Annotated in this window: 20 protein-coding genes; 5 read left to right on the top strand and 15 right to left on the bottom strand. The window is 48.6% G+C overall.

Annotation, left to right across the window (positions count from 1 at the left end):
* Positions 1-95: 95 nt before the first annotated feature.
* From FS818_RS29150 to FS818_RS01135, 9 genes are all read right to left on the bottom strand, one after another.
* Positions 96-227, bottom strand: a complete 132-nt coding sequence (locus tag FS818_RS29150; RefSeq protein ID WP_260984473.1) for a hypothetical protein — start codon at positions 225-227, stop codon at positions 96-98.
* Positions 228-304: 77 nt separating this feature from the next.
* A complete protein-coding gene (locus tag FS818_RS01170; RefSeq protein ID WP_260989764.1) occupies positions 305-1309 on the bottom strand; it encodes an SDR family oxidoreductase in 1005 nt (334 codons plus the stop codon).
* Between the two features lie 228 nt (positions 1310-1537).
* Positions 1538-2857, bottom strand: coding sequence for a F390 synthetase-related protein (locus FS818_RS01165; RefSeq protein ID WP_145328864.1), 1320 nt, complete (start codon positions 2855-2857; stop codon positions 1538-1540).
* Positions 2854-3738 carry an MBL fold metallo-hydrolase gene (locus FS818_RS01160; protein WP_145328862.1) on the bottom strand — a complete coding sequence of 295 codons (885 nt, stop codon included), beginning with the start codon at positions 3736-3738 and terminating at the stop codon, positions 2854-2856. Before FS818_RS01160 ends, FS818_RS01165 begins: the two co-directional genes overlap by 4 nt.
* The gene (locus FS818_RS01155; RefSeq protein WP_145328860.1) at positions 3732-4727 is read right to left on the bottom strand and encodes an NAD-dependent epimerase/dehydratase family protein; all 996 of its coding nucleotides are present in this window, start codon (positions 4725-4727) and stop codon (positions 3732-3734) included. Before FS818_RS01155 ends, FS818_RS01160 begins: the two co-directional genes overlap by 7 nt.
* A complete protein-coding gene (locus FS818_RS01150) occupies positions 4724-5965 on the bottom strand; it encodes an ATP-grasp domain-containing protein (RefSeq protein WP_260989763.1) in 1242 nt (413 codons plus the stop codon). The genes FS818_RS01155 and FS818_RS01150 overlap by 4 nt, the downstream gene beginning before the upstream one ends.
* On the bottom strand, positions 5955-6956 hold the full coding sequence (locus tag FS818_RS01145) for a beta-ketoacyl-ACP synthase III (protein WP_145328858.1): 1002 nt from the start codon (positions 6954-6956) through the stop codon (positions 5955-5957). The genes FS818_RS01150 and FS818_RS01145 overlap by 11 nt, the downstream gene beginning before the upstream one ends.
* Before the next feature lie 256 nt (positions 6957-7212).
* Complete coding sequence (locus tag FS818_RS01140) at positions 7213-8106, bottom strand: TIGR01777 family oxidoreductase (RefSeq protein ID WP_145328856.1); 894 nt, start codon at positions 8104-8106, stop codon at positions 7213-7215.
* Positions 8107-8267: 161 nt separating this feature from the next.
* Positions 8268-8798: a hypothetical protein gene (locus tag FS818_RS01135; protein WP_145412304.1), complete on the bottom strand. Its 531-nt coding sequence runs from the start codon at positions 8796-8798 to the stop codon at positions 8268-8270.
* A 226-nt stretch (positions 8799-9024) separates the two neighbouring features.
* On the opposite strand from FS818_RS01135, the gene FS818_RS01130 reads away from it, so the two are divergent.
* A complete protein-coding gene (locus FS818_RS01130) occupies positions 9025-9399 on the top strand; it encodes a BlaI/MecI/CopY family transcriptional regulator (RefSeq protein ID WP_145328852.1) in 375 nt (124 codons plus the stop codon).
* A 9-nt stretch (positions 9400-9408) separates the two neighbouring features.
* Complete coding sequence (locus tag FS818_RS01125; RefSeq protein WP_145328850.1) at positions 9409-10863, top strand: M56 family metallopeptidase; 1455 nt, start codon at positions 9409-9411, stop codon at positions 10861-10863.
* A gap of 92 nt (positions 10864-10955) precedes the next feature.
* On the opposite strand, the gene FS818_RS01120 is transcribed toward FS818_RS01125, so the two are convergent.
* The 5 genes from FS818_RS01120 to FS818_RS01100 form a co-directional block, all read right to left on the bottom strand.
* The gene (locus FS818_RS01120) at positions 10956-11711 is read right to left on the bottom strand and encodes a YdcF family protein (RefSeq protein ID WP_260984470.1); all 756 of its coding nucleotides are present in this window, start codon (positions 11709-11711) and stop codon (positions 10956-10958) included.
* A gap of 24 nt (positions 11712-11735) precedes the next feature.
* A complete protein-coding gene (locus FS818_RS01115) occupies positions 11736-12287 on the bottom strand; it encodes a nucleotidyltransferase family protein (protein WP_260984469.1) in 552 nt (183 codons plus the stop codon).
* A gap of 294 nt (positions 12288-12581) precedes the next feature.
* Positions 12582-13436, bottom strand: a complete 855-nt coding sequence (locus FS818_RS01110) for an AraC family transcriptional regulator (RefSeq protein ID WP_145328848.1) — start codon at positions 13434-13436, stop codon at positions 12582-12584.
* 91 nt (positions 13437-13527) lie between these two features.
* Positions 13528-14385 carry an EamA family transporter gene (locus FS818_RS01105; protein WP_145328846.1) on the bottom strand — a complete coding sequence of 286 codons (858 nt, stop codon included), beginning with the start codon at positions 14383-14385 and terminating at the stop codon, positions 13528-13530.
* A 17-nt stretch (positions 14386-14402) separates the two neighbouring features.
* Positions 14403-15362 carry a metallophosphoesterase family protein gene (locus FS818_RS01100; RefSeq protein ID WP_145328844.1) on the bottom strand — a complete coding sequence of 320 codons (960 nt, stop codon included), beginning with the start codon at positions 15360-15362 and terminating at the stop codon, positions 14403-14405.
* A gap of 355 nt (positions 15363-15717) precedes the next feature.
* On the opposite strand from FS818_RS01100, the gene FS818_RS01095 reads away from it, so the two are divergent.
* From FS818_RS01095 to FS818_RS01085, 3 genes are all read left to right on the top strand, one after another.
* On the top strand, positions 15718-16488 hold the full coding sequence (locus FS818_RS01095) for a DeoR/GlpR family DNA-binding transcription regulator (RefSeq protein ID WP_145328842.1): 771 nt from the start codon (positions 15718-15720) through the stop codon (positions 16486-16488).
* Between the two features lie 84 nt (positions 16489-16572).
* Positions 16573-17106 carry a TetR/AcrR family transcriptional regulator gene (locus FS818_RS01090; RefSeq protein WP_145328840.1) on the top strand — a complete coding sequence of 178 codons (534 nt, stop codon included), beginning with the start codon at positions 16573-16575 and terminating at the stop codon, positions 17104-17106.
* A 90-nt stretch (positions 17107-17196) separates the two neighbouring features.
* Complete coding sequence (locus FS818_RS01085; RefSeq protein ID WP_145328838.1) at positions 17197-18309, top strand: MFS transporter; 1113 nt, start codon at positions 17197-17199, stop codon at positions 18307-18309.
* Here the strand turns inward: FS818_RS01085 and FS818_RS01080 are convergent.
* The gene (locus FS818_RS01080) at positions 18283-18837 is read right to left on the bottom strand and encodes a hypothetical protein (RefSeq protein WP_145328836.1); all 555 of its coding nucleotides are present in this window, start codon (positions 18835-18837) and stop codon (positions 18283-18285) included. The two genes, FS818_RS01085 and FS818_RS01080, sit on opposite strands and share 27 nt — an antisense overlap.
* Positions 18838-18867 lie beyond the last annotated feature (30 nt).

The raw sequence follows: 18867 nt of genomic DNA, 5'->3' as shown, positions 1-18867 counted from the left end.
ATATCAGGTCTTCACAATATAAATCATTTTCCTCCTCTGAAGGATCTTATTTCAGTTTATCTGTTCGGTTTCGCCTACCAATCTCGGCTCTGGTTCTAACTGTCGCGCCGATCACGGTCACGCTGCATCGCTTCCTGAACCCGGTCACGGGCCGGGAGTTTGCTGTTGATATGCAGGAGTAGTCCTGTAATGATCATGAGCAACGCAACGACAATCACTTCAAACATTAGTTCAGACCTCCATTTCCACTTGGAAAAGATGATGATTCTGCCACAAGTATGATCATATAGTTACCTACTCTTAACTATTGAAGACCACGGGCAATTAGCCACTCCAGCCATTTCCACGGCAACAACGCCTTTGCAATAATAAGAATCCGAGAACCTTTGCCTAATGCATAGCGCAACCTTGGTGAACGCATGCGTGCGATACGTCCGATCAGATCAGCGACCTCTTGCGGGTCAGGAGCAGTCTCGCTGGCATGTTTCGAATAACGCAGAACTGCATCCAGCTTATGTTTATAAGCCGAATCCTCATTCCGGTGAATTTCGCCAAGACCTTTGTTCCAAATAGGCGTGCGATAGGCTCCGGGCTCTACCAATACGACCCGTATTCCAAATGAAGACATCTCATGGCGCAGACTTTCTGTGAATCCCTCCACGGCAAATTTCGAGGCAGCGTATGGGGCATATCCCGGAAAACCGGATAGGCCGCTTACACTCGAAAGATTAATAATCAGTCCGCGTTTTTGTTCACGCATAACAGGCAGAACCGCTCGGGTCACCGCGATAAGTCCGAACAGGTTCGTTTCCATCTGGCGCCGCCAGTCCTCCATCGACACTTCCTCAATAAATCCTCCTACAGCAAAACCAGCATTATTCACCAGCACATGGATTTGTCCATATTGCTGAAGCACCGCATCCACAGCGGTTTGCACAGATTCCGAATCTGTCACATCAAGCTGTACATAATGAATTCGCCCGGTTACTCCTGCTTCCTCGGCACGATTCGCAAGTTCTCCCTTGCGACTTAGATCACGCATTGTAGCCATAACACGATAGCCTTGCTTGGCAAGAGTGATGGCAGTCAGCATCCCAAATCCGCTGGAGGTACCTGTAATGAGAGCTACAGGAGGTTGATCCCCCGGCTGGCCTGATTTGGTTACATTTGCATGAGCTGATTGAAATAATTCCGTTGATTTTTCCGCTCCTGATGTAACCTTGCCATCCACAGGGTTTGGCGAATCCTCTCCTATTTTATAAGTCCACACGGTCACTTTATCACCTACTTTCATGATCGTTCGATTCATTTTCAACTATATAAGTTGAACTAAAGATTTTACACAGTCCACTCCGATGACAGAATAACCTTCCAATCGCTGTTATCCCCAGATTTTTTTAATTCCCTTCTCCAAAAGGGAAAATCCGGTGATAAAGGCGAACGCTTCGCTTTTCCAGGTTTTTTCTGTCCTCTTCGTTAACGTGTAAAAGAATAGTTCAACTTATATAGTACATGTAGACTCTGCGTTGAACCTCAACTAATCCAACCGTCTCTCCACCCGCCGCAGCTTCGTTACCCCTGCTTCAAACGTATACGGCACAAATTGAACGTCAGGCAGCACACATTGCAGTCGCCCTGCCAATTTCCCCAACTCTTGCAACACAGCGGCTTGTATCCGCTCCTGATCGGCTTCTTCGCTGACCCGCATCGACACCTCCAGTGTTCCACTGCCACGTTGCACCACGCGATAATGCTGAATGGCTGGCGAAGCCGCAATGACCGCGCGACTGATAAAATCCGGAAAAACCGAAACAGCCTTCTCCTCATCGATATGCGAAAAATAAAGCGTATCATCACAGCGGCCTTCAATCCGCTCAATGGCAGTAAACAACGAACCACAGGCGCACGGCGCTGCCGCCTCGGTTAAAATATCATTCAGCCGATACCGGATAATCGGCTGCGACGTTCGGGAAAAGTCCGTGATCACAGGTACGAACCGCCGGGTGGCAAGATCAATGTATTCTTTTTCAATATGCACAATGTCTTCATTCAGATGTATCGTTCCGTGCTCGCACGTCGCTCCCAAGAATCCCTCTGTACACTGGTACACCTGATGAACCGTCTGGCCGAAGATATGCTCCAGCACCTGACGATCCAGAGGATCGAGTACCTCGGCTACGGAAATGATTTTCTGAGGCACATGTGTTAGACGTCCTTGCTGATAAGCATCAGCCAGTATACGAAGCATGGAAGGAGGAGCCACCCACACCGTAGGTTGGTATTCTTTCATACGTTCAATCAGGACATCCACACGCTCCAGCAGGTCAAAATATTGGAATTGCAGCTTGCCACGCTTGACCGATTCGTACAGATTGCTATTCGCCCGCAGGAAGAACGCGATTTTCGCGGGTTTCCACAGCCCGCCCGGAAGAAGTTTGGCCAGCACGGTGCCCGTCCACGCATCCTGCTCCCGATCACTTACCAGAAAAATGCCCCGGTTTCCCGATGTGCCGGATGATAGCCCTACCGTGACGCCTTGAATGGAAGACTGCTTGAAATTACGGGTATCCTCACTTTCGCCAGCAAGGATTAGCGCCTCTTCCTTCGTAACACCTACCGTGTTCAGCGTGTCGAAATACTGCATCATCACCGTTTTATCGATCTGCGGGAACTGTCTCCACCCGGTTGCGTTCAGTCCTTCCCACCACTTTTGATAAAATGGAGACTGCGCCCGAATCCGTTCCACATGCCGAATGATTCGGCGTTCCTGCCACTGTTCCAGCTGTGCCCTGGTACGCCATCTGCGTAAGCCACGTGCAAGTGCATAATGAGTAACAATACGAACAGGGTTGCTCATCGTTCCGTTCCTCCTGTGCCCCATGCGCTCAGCGCCTCTTGGCAATGACTCGGCACGATACGAAGCGCAGGGAACTGTTGATGCAATTGAACCAGCTTGTCAAAGTTCTGACGGTACTCCTGCCGATCTGACATGATGATGCCTGCCAGTGCATGAGGTCTGCGCTGTTCTCGGAAAGCCCGGCTCGACCATACTGCATCGGCACATAAAAAATAATCATGTTGTTCTGTCCGAAGCAATAAACCCATCATCCCTTCCGCATGACCCGATACTTCCACGCCAAGCAGGCTACCATCTCCAAAAAGATCGTATACCTCTTCCCAAGGAAACCCTGATGGGACTTCAATCCCTGCAGTCTCCCTCATGTCCGCCCATCGCTTGGCAGGGTCGTTCACGGGCAGTGACCGCTGGATAAAGTCGTCAGGTAGCAGCCCAGCCAGAAAACCAGCCTTCACCGCCGCAATCGAACCAAGAGAGCGAACCGCATCATAGGCTCTGGGCAAATAAATAAACCGAGCCTCCGGGAAGTCCTTGGCACCTGCAATGTGATCCCCGTGAAAATGCGAAAGAATAACATAACGGACATCTGACGGCACCAGCCCGATCTGCTTCAGAAAATGAACGGCACTGTCTTCTTCCCGGAATACAACGGGCGTGATATGACGATACAATGCATTCGGAAGTCGAGCGGTTTCTTCAAAAAAACGGGAACTGTACCCGGTGTCCAGTAGTATAGGGCCATGATCGGGATGAAGAATGCAAGCGAACCCTGCCGGGAAACGAACAGGCCGGAAGCTTCCTCCCCGTAGCGTAAGGAACTCTGGATGAGTACAGTAACCCGCTGCGCCTAAATATAATTTTACCGGCTTCGTTGTTAACATCCTTCACTCCTCCACCAATCTGCAAATTGTTGCAAACCTTCTTCAATGGAAACCCGCGGGAAATATCCTAGCTTCACCTTAGCATCGCTAATGTCCAACGTTTGCGGCACACCCAAAGATCCAACAGTGTATCTGGTCAGTAACGGCTCTCCCAGAGCAGGGATGAATCGATGCACACCTTCCAGCACACTGGCCACCCCATAGGCCATTTTATATGGAATATTCAAACGCCGCAGCGGCATATCTAACCTGTCAAAAAGAGTCCCGACCAGATCTGCAAACGGTCTCGGGTCTGCGTTCGAAATATTGTAGACCCTCCCAAGTGCATCACCAGAAGCATCACTGCACAATAACAGCGCATCCACCACATTATTTACGCACGTCAGATCAATCAGAGCCTGTCCACCTTCAATCATCGGTACTCCCCGTTTGGCATTCGCTGCAACAATCCGCGGGAAAAGCGTTTGGTCATACGGGCCAAAAATGGCACGCGGACGAATCATAATTGATGGCAATCCGTTACGATGTGCCTCCATCACAAGGTTTTCGGCAATACGTTTGGTAGCCGCATAATGATTAGCCGGTTTAGCTGGCAACGGGTCATGTTCATGAACTTCATAACGCGGTATGTAGTTAAAATAAACGCTCGGCGTGGAAACATGCACGAACCGTTGCACCTGATGGCGTACAGAACGATCAATCAGATTCTGCGTTCCCTGCACATTACTGCTGTAGAAATCCTGATATCTCCCCCATGGTGAGGATAAGGCCGCACAGTGGAACACGACATCCTGATTTGCACATGCTGCATCTACAACCTGAACATCCCGAATATCTCCCCTGATAAAGCGAATTCCAGCCGCTTCAAGCAGGCTACCTATCTTTTGCTGTCGTCCCGTGCCTGTCACTTCCCAGCCTTCTGCCGCAAGCCTTATCGCCAGATGTCTACCCAGACACCCTGTAGCCCCGGTCACTAATGCTCTCTTCATCGTTGTTCACCGTTCCATTCTATGTCATGAGTCAATGCTTCCGTCAGCGTAATCTGCTGTGAACGTGCAAGACGCCAGGCTGCAAGTACGACCGCAAATTGTTCGAAAAAAGGCCGCCGATCCTGCCGCATATACACGACATCCCTGGCACCCCGCCAAGCCGCTCTCCATGCTCGCAGGCTACCGCTGCTACCTTGAATCTGCCGGATACCACTCCCCAGCATGGGCAGTGCTAACATCGCCTTATCATCACCTGACTGCGGTGTCACTTCATTTCCTTCGTCTAGCACCACTTCAGGTTCAAGCAATGCACTCACTAATCCATTACCAGGGTGAAACAGATGAATGCCACTGGTTGCCCTCGGGTTACACTCAATAGCATACACCTCACCTGTCACGTCTTCGATAAAATCAAATCCAATCTGTCCGCTGAAACCCGTCGCGCGTACAAAGTGTTCTACCCACGCGTGTGTGCCCTCATGTTGCACCTGTTCAAAAAAAACACTCGCGCCTACGCTTCCCGTACGATATCGGCTGTCGTAGGCGGCATGCGCGATCAAATGGCCTTCATGCACTACACTGTAGGTGCACAGTCCCCGTCCATGAATGTACCGCTGCGCAACCCAAGGTGAGGCAGGAGATAACGTGTCTTCGGCTGGTGGATCGTGGTACCCGAGTTTCGGCATACGTACTCTGGCAGCAAAACGGGAATAGACCGGTTTCCAGACCCACTCTCCCTTTAAAACCTGCTGCCTCTCCAGCCACTCCTGTGGAGTTTGAATCAGATGTGTATCCGGAACCGGAAGCCCCATAGACTTGGCAAGCATATTAAAATCATACTTATGATGCAGAACGTGTAGTTGCTCCAGACCGGAAACAAGAACACGACAACGCTGCCTTAAGCGTTCAGCCCCACTAGCCACATAAAACACTTCTTCGCACATCGGAATCAGCACATCGATCTGCCATATCCTAACCCAATGTTCCAGTGCCGACAGGTACTTCTCCGTATGGTGACGCGGCGATGGAACAAGTACGCATTGCTCCACCGCGCTAGATGTTCTGCACAGATGATGTTCCATACTCTCCGCAATAAATACAAGGTGACCTGACCGCTGCAACATACGCGCCAAATCAAGCGTAACCGGGGCCCTTCCTCCGGTAAGAAGTACCCTGTATGCATGACCCGCTTGTCCTTGGAGTACACGTTGGTCACGTTGTGCAAATCTAGTAATCAAAGATCAATCCTCCTAAAGACAGCCCAGCCGCCGTTCCGATCATCAATACCCGATCACCACGCTCTATTCGTTGCTGGCGAATTGCCTCATGCAGTCCCATCGGAATGGAGGCCGCAATCGTATTACCATGACCTCGTGTAATATCCATGAACCGTTCTGCCGGAATCCCAAGCTTCTTGCGAATCAGGCGCATCGCCATTGCACTGCCCTGATGAGGAATGACGAGAGAGAAATCATCCATTTGATTACCGGAGGCTTGAAGCATCTCATCCATAAACCCGGGTAACAGCTTGGACGCCATGCGAAAAATCGCCTGTCCATCCATATGAAAGAGGAAAGGATCTGGATACGCCACATCATACTCAGCCGCATGATGCCGTGTGCCTCCGCCTGCAATCTCCGAAAACCGTGCCCCGCGGCTATAGGTTCGCAGCGATGCATGAACGATCTGTGACCCGGATTCCTCTGATGCCCGCTCAATGATAACTGCCGCCGCGCCATCACCAAACAAGGCAGCACTTTCAGGATCTTTCCAGTTTAATCCCGCTGAAGCAATCTCGGTGGCTACGAGCAATACACGCCGGTAACGTCCAGCGTCTACCATATAAGAGATGACATCGAGTCCATTCAGGAAACTTAAACAGGTCGCATCCATATCAAAAGCAGGTACACCTGACTCTTCCTGTCCCATGGCCTGCTGGATAAAGACGGCTGTGCTTGGCAACGGCTGTTCTTTCGTACCGCTCGTGCATACCAAACAATCGATCTCGCCAAAAGACAGCCCCGCATCGGCCAGAGCTGCTTCTGCCGCTCTGGCACCCATATAGGAAGAAGTCTCCTCGTCCGAAGCATAATAACGGTAGCCGACGCCTGTCGCTTTGCTGACCCAGCCTGCGGAAACATTTAATCGTTCATCCAACTCTTCATCCGTTACCTTCATCTGAGGCAGGTATTTCCCTGTACCCGCGATTCTTACTCTTCTAAGCTGCATATGCCCACCCTCTTCTCTTTGATGCGTGTTATGTAAATTTCGTGATATTACCCATTAAACGAATATACCTGCAACTGAATAATAGTGAAAATGAAAAAGAATATTTGAAGTAGCCTGACGATCCATCCGAGCCTAAATATCATCGAAATAGACGGAAGGGCAGATTGCTCTGCCCTCCCATCACATATTAATGATTCCTGCACATGTTTTTCACAGTCTGAAAATGGGGGCACCTATGTCTGCTGTCTACTACCTGCTACCCATTTTTAGGCTTGAAGAGATCAGCAAGTGCCGTATCCAGCGAAGCATAATTAAACGTAAAACCTGCCTTTTCGATTCTGTCGGGAATAACCCAGCGGCTCTTGAGCACCAGTTCCGTTTCCGTGCGGATAAATATAGCTCCAAGTTCAAGCACCCAGCGCGGAGATGGCAGGCCAATGCGAACATTCATCTGCTTTCTGAGACTTGCCATCAGTTCGCTATTGGTCACTGGACGAGGAGATGAAGCATTGTAGACCCCTTCCAGCTCCGGATGCTCGTGTACAAACATCACCATGCGGAACAGATCCTCTATATGGATCCAGCTAAATTTTTGGGTACCTGCTCCCTGGGCTCCACCCAGGCCAAATCGAACCAGATTCGTCAGTGGTTCCATCACCCCGCCTTCCCCAAGCACAATCGCAATGCGTAGTGCAATTTGACGTGTAGATGGCAACTTGAATCCGAAAAACGCCTGCTCCCAAGCCTTAGCAACCTCCACGGAGAAACCCGAACCGATCTCTCCATCTTGTTCCGTCATTGGACGATCTTCCGCATGTCTATAGATGGTTGCCGTACTGGAGTTAATCCACAATCCAGGCGGGTGTACACATGATAATACTGCTTCACCGAGAATGTGTGTGGTTTCTGTTCTGGAATCCATAATCATTTTACGATTCTCGTCTGTATAACGGCAATTCACCGATTTGCCAGCCAGATTAATCAGCATATCCGCGCCTTCAAGCGCTTCAATGATGGCTGTACGATCTTCCCAAGAGATGTGTCCAGACTGGCGTGAGACCACCCGCACATCGTATCCCAGCTTTTTAAACCGGGGTGCGAAATCCTGTCCGACAAATCCCGTCCCACCAGCAAGTACAACCTTTTTCACGGTATCCCCTCATTTCAGCAGATGGATCATGCCATCTATGCAGTGCATTCATATCAGACTAAACAACGTAGCAGACCGTTTCGTTTGATATGGATTCCATTTCCGTGCGCAGAGACGCCCATCGACGTTTAAAAAGTTCCACTTCCAATCGTACCTTCCCCTCAGACTACTTCTTTCACACCAATCGCTGTGTATAACCGACTTCGCTCTTCGTTCGCCCAAACATTCGAAGCATCCTGCTCTAGTCGAACCTGTAGTTCATCATGAAAATCATGAATCATATACCCTTCGGGGAGTTCACCCAAAATGGACGCAAAATCATACTCAGGCAAAGTTCTCCGCCCTTCGCCAATTTCTTTTAGCCAATTCATCCAGTCCTGCAGTGCAAGCACACCCTCCTGCCACAACTCAGCCTGCAGACCAAGCACATCCTGCAACTGCTCATAGGCAATTACATCCTTGAATTGGCGACAAGCCTTGACACCCAGTTCGTACAATTCAATCGCTGCACGACGATGATCATGCGTTAGCCCTACCTCAAGCCCTTCTAGGTAATCCTGAACCTGAATATGCTGACCTTCGTCATACAGTAAGGGCGCATGGGCGAGCATGCGAATAATGTCTTGTAAATCGTTCGTTGAAATCATGTTCTGCTCCTTCAGAGCGGGTAATTGATATGCTGTAATGATCATTCACTCCTGTTTCGGTCATCTATTGTTGACCTATAGTATAACATGCTTTTCTTCGTTGAATTTGGGATATAGAAGCAGAATCTTCTTGAAAACAGAGGAAGAAACGAGGTTCTCACACACTGTGCTTGACTATGTACTACATGTTGTAGTAGTTTATATATACTACGTAGTGTAGTAATAAAATTATCGTTATGGACGCATAACGTTGTAAAGGAGTGCTTCTTTGGTGCACCAAACTCAAAAATGGTCCGAAACCGAGCTGGAACTGATGGAGGTAATCTGGTCTTGTACTCCTCCGGTCACTTCTTCCGAACTGTTAGACATGTTTAAGGAAAAGGGAAAAGCGTGGAAGGCACAGACCATTTCCACTTTCCTATCCAGACTGGTGGATAAAGGGGCGCTCACTGTCACGAGACAGGGGCGAACCAACTACTATGAGCCTCTTTTACTGCCAGAAGACTACAAACTTCAGAAAACCAAAACCGTACTCGACGGCCTCTATCAAGGCTCTGTTAAAAATCTGGTCTCAGCCATGTATGACGGGGATAAGCTTTCAGAGAAAGACATTGCCGAACTAAAACAATGGCTGTCGGAAAAGTAGGTGGCACGCATGAATCTTTTTATTGATCTGCTGATCACGTTGACGGTGGCTGGAAGCATTGCCGCCGCTTGCATTCTTGCCTTGCGCCTTCTACCGGTACATCTTTTCCCCGCTTCCTGGCGTTACGGGCTGAATAAAATGGCTTTCGTTTTTTATGTACTGCCCCTATCGTTCGGAATGACAGGGTTCTCCAGTCTTTTTCATCATGCTTCAAGCCCAAATCATGAACAATCTGACTTCTTGCAGGGCATGCTTGGAGGGGGGCTTACCCCGGAATGGGCGATATCTTCTACAGCGGCCTACGTTTTGCTCAGTGCTTGGGGGGTAGGCGTTCTTGGTTATTCGAGCTGGCAGATTTATTGTTATTACAGATTCATCCATGCGTTGAAACGGACACAGTCAGATGTAAAAGAAAATAGCGAGGCCGCCTTACTGCTCCCTATCATGAAAGAAAAGCTAGGTATTACCCAGCATGTCAACCTGGCATATAGTCCGATGTTACGAAGTCCCGTGCTGGTCGGCTTAACGAAACCTACGATTTATTTACCTCTAGCGGGTACAGCTTACTTGAATATGAGTCTGGTTTATCACCATGAATTAGCTCACCTTAAACATAAAGATCTGTGGGTCAAGGCACTCACTCTGGCGATCAGCGCCTTGCACTGGTTCAATCCTCTCGTTCACCTCCTTCGCCGAGAGATTCACACCTGGAGTGAGTTTTCTTGTGATGAAAAGGTTGTCCAGGAGATGTCCATTGAAGATCGCAAGCGGTATGGCGAAACCATTTTAAACGTCACGGCAGGATCGCGAAGCGTGCCTGCGCAATTTTGCTCATCCCTTTCAGGGGAGGGAAAACAACTCAAAAGGAGACTTACGATGATGTTTGAAGTCAAAAAAATGAAAAAGAAACATTGGATCATAACAATCTCATCCGTTTGTTTAATTGCTGTAGCAAGTACGTCTACCGCCGTATGGGCATCGAGCTATACGCCCAAAGTGGAGCCAGGGTCAACTGAAGCTATAGTTGTACCGGACAACGCCAGAGAGACTTCCACTCGATCGACTGAACCTCGGGCTGTCAAACCTCGGACTGAGGACCCTGAAGCCGCAATTGTACCGGACAGCGCAAGAGAGGCAGTCGTGCCAGCGACTGAATCCAGAGCAACTTCCCCTAGGGATGAGGCCGCTGAAGCCGCAATTGTACCGGACAACGCAAGAGAGGCAGTCGTGCCAGCGACTGAATCCAGAGCAACTTCCCCTAGGGATGAGGCCGCTGAAGCCGCAATTGTACCGGACAACGCAAGAGAGGCAGTCGTGCCAGCGACTGAATCCAGAGCAACTTCCCCTAGGGATGAGACCGCTGAAGCTGCAATTGTACCGGACAACGCAAGAGCAGCTACCGCTCCAGCAGCCGAGTCCAGAGCAACTAAGCTTAGAGCTTCTAGCGATTCTGCAGATAAGTGAGTCTTGTCCATTCAAGTTTAATGTAGTGTTCACCATAAAAAAAAGAAAACAGGACGAAGCGTTTACTCCGCTTCGTCCTGTTTCTCGTTCTGCTATAAGAATGCCTTCACCGTGCCAAAATATTCACGAATCATATTAATCGGCTTTAAATACCCTGGTGAAGGAGCGGATATGCCGTATTCTGCAGCATAGCCGTTTTTGGCCGCAATATATTTCGACCTGAACATATGGTAATCACTTGTGACAATCATTATTTCGGGGTGTTCCAGCCCGGAAGCCAGAATTATTTTTTTAGAAAAAGCCAAATTTTCCTGCGTACTTGTTGAGCGGTCCTCCATGATGATCTGAGCGGGGGCAATGCCCTGATCCACCAGATAATTTTTCATCGCAAGGGCTTCAGGAATGGACTCCCCTGGTCCCTGGCCCCCGGATACAATGACTGGCGTCTGCGGGTGACTGCGAATATAATCCAGACTGGCATCGAGCCTTTGTTTCAAGGTCAGTGACAATTCGGTTCCCTTGATACCCGACCCGAGAATGATGACATAGTCCGCTCGCTCCTCTTCCTTTGAACCAAGCTGGGTAAATACCAGAGCTTCAATAATGATAAAGGAAACAGCACCGATCCCGAAAACGACCAACAGGACACGTTTCAGCCAGATGTGTTTCTCGTAATCAATCCGTCTTAATATGATAAAGGTTGCCGCGAGGAGAGAAAAAAATTTCACGGCAAAGTTCCAGCCCCAAAAGATCAGAAAGAAAACCACACACGCCAGCAGGATCAGATCCAAAATATATCCTTTCTCCCGTAAAAATTTCTGTATCAGTACAGCAACACTCCTTCCCATACATTGACATCCACACTCGTTATATTATGCCCGTACAATGGTTAGCTTGGGCCAGTGCTGTTGCCAATTCTTTTTGCACACACGTTCGTTATAGTAGGCCGCATCCATAAACGCCGGGCTTTTGCGCACCACTAACGCATACAGATCCTCCAGCCCGTAAGGGGCACATATCCTGATTTGATCGTCAGCATGCAATTGTACACCGATGGCTGTTACTTGCTCAGGCCAGAAGCGCAGTGCATCTTCAGTCGAGTGATACGGCATATCCCCATTGCGCAGGTGCATCCTGGCCTGATTTTTAACCGACCACTTCGTGTTACCTGTTACAGTACATAGCCCCTGCTCAAGTTCGTAATCCCGCTCCTCTCGAAGATCGGCAGCATTGAAATAAACAACGTCAATATCGCTATGCAGCTCCCGTCTGGTAAAGCCATGAAGCGTATCCCATATGTAATTGCGAATATAACCCGCACCGATGTAACAATCGGGCAACTCTAGCGAACGTACAATCCGCAGATCCTGCATGATCTGCTCATGTTGTCGCAACGTTTGGACAAGCCGTTCTTCGTATTGCACAGCAAATCCTCCTTGACCTACTCGAATCTGATATCCTCATTCCCGCTTGGCTGTCCGTCGTTCTTAGGGATAGATGAGACTACTGTTTTTTAATATAACATGTTTCCAACCTAGGAATAAAATAAACAACTCCCCTCAAGCTGTCATTTTCATGTACATCCAAAACGAATGCACGCCTGAAAATCACGATTCCTGAGCGGAGTTGTGAAGATTTGAAACCTTGTGATACATATGTGTGACTTATTTTGTGATCATTTCTAATAACTCTAATCATTCTATTATGTGTAACGGTTTCTACACACTCGATTTAATCGGTATCCAGATTTGAGGAGCATGCTCTTTTCCTCGATAGACTTCCAGTTCAGGCAACCAGGCATGTTCGTATGCATTTGAAGGGAACCATTCGCCTACAATACGTTTCCACAGCTTTTGTATTCCTTGAGGCATCGGTTCCTCCACCTCGAAAACCACCCATTTGCTGGCAGGGAACGTTAACGTGGATAACCCTTCCGGTTGCTCTCCTTCATACGTTGTTGCAATCCAGTATTCCATCTGCTTGTCCTCGATCTCGCCCTGATCCACACACACCCCTAGCAAACCTGGGATAACCCCGTTATTCAATGCAGCTATCCGATCCTCTGCACTGCTGTGATACGCTTCCTCCCACATATTAGGAATCCCCTGCAAATGCTGCCCATCCACATACGAAAACCGTTGTTTGATGCCTGCAATGGAAAATGCCTCTTGTTCGACAATATGATGTTTCATTGGCTCTGCTCCTTGTAAACTGACTTGTATAACGAGTCGATTATACGACTGGACTGAGGCACCGGACTTTCGGGTTTCGCTTGGCGATATCCCATGTTGTCTGCGATAAGCTTTGGCGAACGATTCAGGCGTGTCATAACCGTACTTTAAGGCCAAGTCCATAATTTTGGGATCTCCCTGCAACAGTTCATTGGCCGCCAGTGTTAATCTTCTGCGCCGGATGTACTCCGCCACGGTAACGTCGGTCATTAGTCCAAAGATGCGCTGAAAATGAAATGCCGACATATGCGCGTGCGTTGCAATCTGATCCGTCGTCATAGGCTCCAGTAAATGCTCTTCTATATATTGAATTGACTTCTGTATCGCCTCAATCCATTTCATGTACTGCATCACTCCTTGCTTATCATGATACACGAAGAAGGGTATAGAAGCCTGTCATTTTGTGCTTTCTTTTGACCGATGTCTTTCTACCCTATCCCCACACACCAATCAGGAGAATGCCGCCAAAAATAACGATGGAACAAAGAATACGTTTCATGCCCTGCTGTTCTTTTAATAACCATATCCCTAGAAAAGCCGCGAATACCGTACCCACTTCCCGAAGCGGGCCCAATCTGGCCATCGGAGCCTGTTCCAGGGCAAATAGAAAGAGCAGATATGATCCCGGATTCAGCAAAGCCCCAAGCAAAATCGTCGAACGATTGACCCTCCACTCCTGACGCAATCCCCCTGAAGCGAGCAGCGCTGGCGTTAATCCAGCCACAAAACCGATATTCGTAACCTCAAGCAGCGCCAAGGGCGAAATATGTTGCAGATTCAATTTGTCCACAAATACATAACTCGTCGTACATAACCCCACACACAAGGCCATCAGAACCGGCTTCGCCCCCTTCATTCCAGAGCCTGCTTGTGCTTTCCTGCTTCCCACACCGCTAAGAACGATGAAACCAACAATCATGCAGGCAATGCCTAACCACCCGAATCCCGACAACCTTTCTCCCAGAAAAGCAACCCCGATCAACGGCACCAGCAACGTACTCGTGCCCCGCATAATCGGATAAATCTGAGACAGATCGCCAAGCTCATACGTCTGAGACAACAGCCAGGAATATAATGCCTGCAGTGCCATCGAAACAATCAACAGTGCATAAGCTGACACGGGTAACGACTCACGGGACAATTCTACCACCAGCACAGGCAACAACAATACGGTGGGAATCATCATAATCGACCATAGAAAAACACTTTTGTTCAAACTTCGTTTCGTAAACATACTCCAGACGGCATGTGCCATTCCCGAAGCAAGCACCAGAACTAACGGTAAAATCATGCTGTATACGTTCCTCTCTACTTTCCTTGCTCCGGTTGATGCTCCGGCTGTTCCTTCACCACCGATCCATCCTCCAAACGAAGCCAGGTATTAAACTCCCGCTCGCCTTCACGCATCTGAATGACACGTCCTCCGCGCAACATGCCTTGCCTTCCATAGGTACTGTGGCCACTCGAACGCCCGTAACAAAGATGTATCCCTTGATACTGACCGTGAAAATCATTCACATGATCGTGTCCGCAGAACGTACCCATTACATCCCCCATCTCCAGCATTGTAGCGAACAAACCCGAATTGACTTGCGCACAGCAGACAGGTTCATATTTGTTGCCATAGCAAATTCGACTGTCCCACATCAGTTGATATTCCGGAATCGGGATATGGAAAAACGCCAAGGCTGGCAGCTTATCCCCCGGGCTGCGGCCGGGATTGACGCGTGTGGATTCACCCATCAGCCACCGGAGCTGACTCTGCTGAATCCAGCCATAACCGGGGATCGATTCCACGGCCGAATAACTCCCGGAATCGAGCAGATACAACACCGCTGCCGGAAGTCCATCCGCTCCGGCAATTTCCAGCGTGTAATTGCCCAATCCTGCAATATCACGCGGGCCCGCTTCCGTCACGCTATGCGCATGCTCCTGGACAACATGCATGAGCTCCGCCGGAGTGATTCGTTGCTCGGCATCGTGATTACCAAACACAAAAGCCCACGGAATCCCACACGTCTCCACAGCCGAGACAGCATCGCGAAAAGCCTGCTCCGGATGCTCACATGCTTGATTCCCCGGATCGACAGGCCCGGTGTAGATCACATCGCCTGTGAAAATAACCAGATCCGGCTGTTCCAGCTCGATGATCGATTGCATCATCCGCTGGCTTCGCAGATCTTCAGGTCGCCCGTCTTTCCAATGCAAATCGGTAAATTGTACGATGGTAAAGGTTCCATTTTCACGAAAAGCAAGTTGTCGTTTCACTGTGTTGTCCTCCCGAATACCACATGAATACGCAAGGAAAGCGAGTTATACGCATCATTTCATTCATGCAGTTTGATCTATTGGTTATATGTTAAGCTGATTCGTGGTTGAAATTACTCTCGGAACAACTCATTTTCGATTCCACTTAAAAATGTGGTTTTTTGTGGTTTTAAGTTGTTTTTATATGATGATATCGCCACATCTATTTTCTGTCAACACTTCCTTGATGTCTTAATATCTACATCTGCCGAATGAAATTGACAAGTGGTTTTCACCAACTTAAACTATTAAAAACAACAACAATCCACATAAAGAACAAACTTCTATCTATAGAACGTACGGAGGCGGAATTCGAATGTCATTAACATATGAGGAGCGAAAACATACGATCCTTGCCCAGCTTGCCACACAAGGCAAAGTTCAGGTACAAACGTTGGCTCAGCTATTCCAGGTATCCACGGAAACCATTCGGCGGGATCTGGATCGGCTGGAGAAAGAAGGTGAGTTGCGTAAAGTGTACGGGGGCGCTGTACGTGTCCGCTCGGGTATGATTGAAGCACCCTTCCAAAAGCGCTCACAGTTGCAAGTTCAAGAAAAGCAGGCTATTGCAATCGCGGCAGCTTCCTTGATTGAAGACGGAGAAACCGTCATGCTGGGCAATGGCACAACGACACTCGCAATTATGCGTCAATTGCAGCATCGATCCCACGTAACAGTGATTACGAATTCGGTCCCGATCCTGACTGTTGCCCTGGAGTCTTTTAAAGGTAAAATCATTTTTGCCGGAGGCGAAATCAACACCGCTGTTCAAGCCGCCACTGGGCCTGGGGCACATGAGATACTTGACCAGTTCAAAGTGAATAAAGCGTTCATTTCGGCTGGAGGTATTTCCTTCACCGATGGAATCACCGATTATGTCCTGGAGGAAGCCCAGATCTCGCGTAAAATGATCGAACGAGCCGAAGAAGCCATTCTGGTAGCCGATCATACCAAGTTTGGACGCTCCACGTTTGCCAGAATTGTACCTGCCGATCACATATCCATGGTGATTACGGACTCAAGATGCCCTGCCGAATGGATCGAGAACTTTGGGCAGCTGGAGATTGAAACTGTCATTTCAGATTGACATTGATATGTACGTTCTATATTTTGGATATAATGATCATTCTATTTTTACTGAAAATGGGTGGAAGGAGTGGCGCAAGCGACTATGAGTAGCAAAAAGGAAATGTTGCTGAACGTGTCCGAGGACCTGTTCTATCTGCATGGCTTTCATGCCATTGGCTTAAAACGGATCATTACCGATGCTGACGTGGCCATCATGACGTTATACAATCACTTTGCGTCCAAGGAAGACTTGATTGTCGAGGTGCTTCTGCGCCGCGAACAGCGCTATCTGGAGCAACTCCGTTCATATGCAGATAACAAGGCACAGTCCGTCTTTCTTAATCTGGCTGAGGGTCATGCCAAGTGGCTGATGGAACATGAAGCAAGGGGATGTCTTTTTTTGCGAGCGAAGGAAGAATTCGGGGCTGATCCAAACCATGCTATCGTGCAAACCGTTAACGGGCACAAAAAACAAGTCATAACCCTGATAAAAAAAAGTGATCCCGAAGCAAATGATCAAAGCATCATGCAATTTATGCTGTTGTTAGAGGGTTCGACGGCGCTGGCCGAAACGGAAAATGTAAAAGAGGTCTGCCAGGAACTGATTCACATGACTCAAAATAGTTTCAATTCATAACACAAAGGGTGAGTTCATATTTCAACTCACTTTTTTATTTTCATCAGAAATATAATGATCGTTCTATATAAAACAAGGCGGTGGAATCCAATGAAAAAGATAGTCCTTCCTGGCGTTGCCCTGATCGCAGTATGTTATGCTTTTGGGCGTTTCAGTTACGGACTGTTTATGCCAGAAATCTCCGAGGCTCTACAATTATCCGAATCGGCATCCGGGGCCATTAATTCGGCAACCTATATTGCGTATTGTCTTGCCCTTCTGACTGCGCCACTCATCATTAATCACAAAGGGCACCATTACGTCATTCAGCTTGCTGGAATCAGTGCTATTCTTGGCTTGATAGGCATCGGACTGGCACATGATACCTGGCTGCTTGCGGTCAGCGTTTTTCTTGCCGGACTCAGCACAGGATGGGCCTCTCCAGCCCTCGGGAATGCAGTAAGTGCAGAACTCGCACCAGATCTGCACGCCAGAGGGAACAGCTGGATCAATACAGGAACTAGCTTTGGCATTATCGTCTCCGGTCCGCTCTACTTGCTATTCACCGATTACTGGCGTTTGAGTTATATCCTGTTCGCCCTCATCGGAATAACCGTAGTGCTATGGAACCGACATGCGATTCCGGCGACCAAAACACTCCCTTGTACGAAGTCCATCTGGTCTTGCATGAGACCAACCAGACCAGGATCGGCTTTGCTCATGGCTTGTATGTTAACTGGCGCAAGCTCTGCGATTTACTGGACTTTTGCCCGAAACTTTCTTACGGACGAGAAAGGGGCCTCCGATTCGGAAGCCGTCTTGTTCTGGATTGTTATGGGCGTGACAGGCATACTTGGGGGTAGTGCGGGTCGGATTATTGAACGGATTGAGTTAGGCTGGTCCTATCGAATAGGTATTCTGTTACTATCGATCTCGCTTGGCGTTATTGTCCTGCCTTCGATGACATCAAGTCTGGTTTCAGCCGTCCTGTTTGGCAGCACGTACATTTTTCTTACAAGTATATTTATTGTGTGGGCAACGAGACTGTTCCAGCCGAATGTCTCCATCGGCATTAGTCTTGCATTTCTTGCACTGGGCGTGGGTCAATTCCTAGGATCATTTATGGCGGGATACACCATCGAGGTGTTTTCCAGTACGGTAGCTTTTATGGCGTTTGCTATACTCGGTTTGCTGGGGCTATTCCTTCGTGTAAAACCGGCCTGAGCCGGCTCTGAATAATTTGTCCCAGACCTGAATCTCAATATATCGTTCGGGACCCTGTTTGCCGCTCTGATTCCAATCCTGTGGCAAACCATAGGTCTTAATCAGTTCAACGATTTCGTCTTTGGTATACACCTGCTTGCGATATGATTTATCGTCTTCGTAACGCATCGTTGGGAAGAGGTCACCGTATGTAAAGCTTACAACTTCCGCGGGTAACTCTTCCCATGGAATGATGATATGATCCGGCTCCTGATACCATGATTCTAGCCAGGGACATATACCGAGCGTTAGATAATGGGGATAGTCTTGTGTCGGCTTTCCTCCCTTTGCTATGAACTTCTCATATGCCAGATGCTCAAGCCGTCTCCTGATTGTTATGTAGTCGGATGACCGCTGAGCGGCAAAAACCCGGCCTTCCTGTCGAATCTGTCGTGAGACTGCTTCAGCCTCTCTCTGAGACAGGCTCGAAAGATTAAGGAACGGGCCTAAACTTTTCTCAAAATAATGATATCCATTGAGGTGCTTCATGCAACTCATCTCCTTACAGAACATTGGACC

The organism is Paenibacillus xylanexedens (genome assembly GCF_007680605.1).
Taxonomy (GTDB): domain Bacteria; phylum Bacillota; class Bacilli; order Paenibacillales; family Paenibacillaceae; genus Paenibacillus; species Paenibacillus xylanexedens_B.
This window is presented reverse-complemented; position numbering and strand designations above follow the sequence as displayed.

Coding starts and splice junctions, on each gene's coding strand:
- FS818_RS01105 (WP_145328846.1), bottom strand. CDS start 14,385: ATGATTTTACCGTTAGTTCTGGTGCTTGCTTCGGGAATGGCACATGCC.
- FS818_RS01095 (WP_145328842.1), top strand. CDS start 15,718: ATGTCATTAACATATGAGGAGCGAAAACATACGATCCTTGCCCAGCTT.
- FS818_RS29150 (WP_260984473.1), bottom strand. CDS start 227: ATGTTTGAAGTGATTGTCGTTGCGTTGCTCATGATCATTACAGGACTA.
- FS818_RS01120 (WP_260984470.1), bottom strand. CDS start 11,711: ATGGGAAGGAGTGTTGCTGTACTGATACAGAAATTTTTACGGGAGAAA.
- FS818_RS01155 (WP_145328860.1), bottom strand. CDS start 4,727: ATGAAGAGAGCATTAGTGACCGGGGCTACAGGGTGTCTGGGTAGACAT.
- FS818_RS01110 (WP_145328848.1), bottom strand. CDS start 13,436: ATGAAATGGATTGAGGCGATACAGAAGTCAATTCAATATATAGAAGAG.
- FS818_RS01160 (WP_145328862.1), bottom strand. CDS start 3,738: ATGTTAACAACGAAGCCGGTAAAATTATATTTAGGCGCAGCGGGTTAC.
- FS818_RS01085 (WP_145328838.1), top strand. CDS start 17,197: ATGAAAAAGATAGTCCTTCCTGGCGTTGCCCTGATCGCAGTATGTTAT.
- FS818_RS01080 (WP_145328836.1), bottom strand. CDS start 18,837: ATGAAGCACCTCAATGGATATCATTATTTTGAGAAAAGTTTAGGCCCG.
- FS818_RS01145 (WP_145328858.1), bottom strand. CDS start 6,956: ATGCAGCTTAGAAGAGTAAGAATCGCGGGTACAGGGAAATACCTGCCT.
- FS818_RS01090 (WP_145328840.1), top strand. CDS start 16,573: ATGAGTAGCAAAAAGGAAATGTTGCTGAACGTGTCCGAGGACCTGTTC.
- FS818_RS01135 (WP_145412304.1), bottom strand. CDS start 8,798: ATGATCATTACAGCATATCAATTACCCGCTCTGAAGGAGCAGAACATG.
- FS818_RS01165 (WP_145328864.1), bottom strand. CDS start 2,857: ATGAGCAACCCTGTTCGTATTGTTACTCATTATGCACTTGCACGTGGC.
- FS818_RS01125 (WP_145328850.1), top strand. CDS start 9,409: ATGAATCTTTTTATTGATCTGCTGATCACGTTGACGGTGGCTGGAAGC.
- FS818_RS01170 (WP_260989764.1), bottom strand. CDS start 1,309: ATGAATCGAACGATCATGAAAGTAGGTGATAAAGTGACCGTGTGGACT.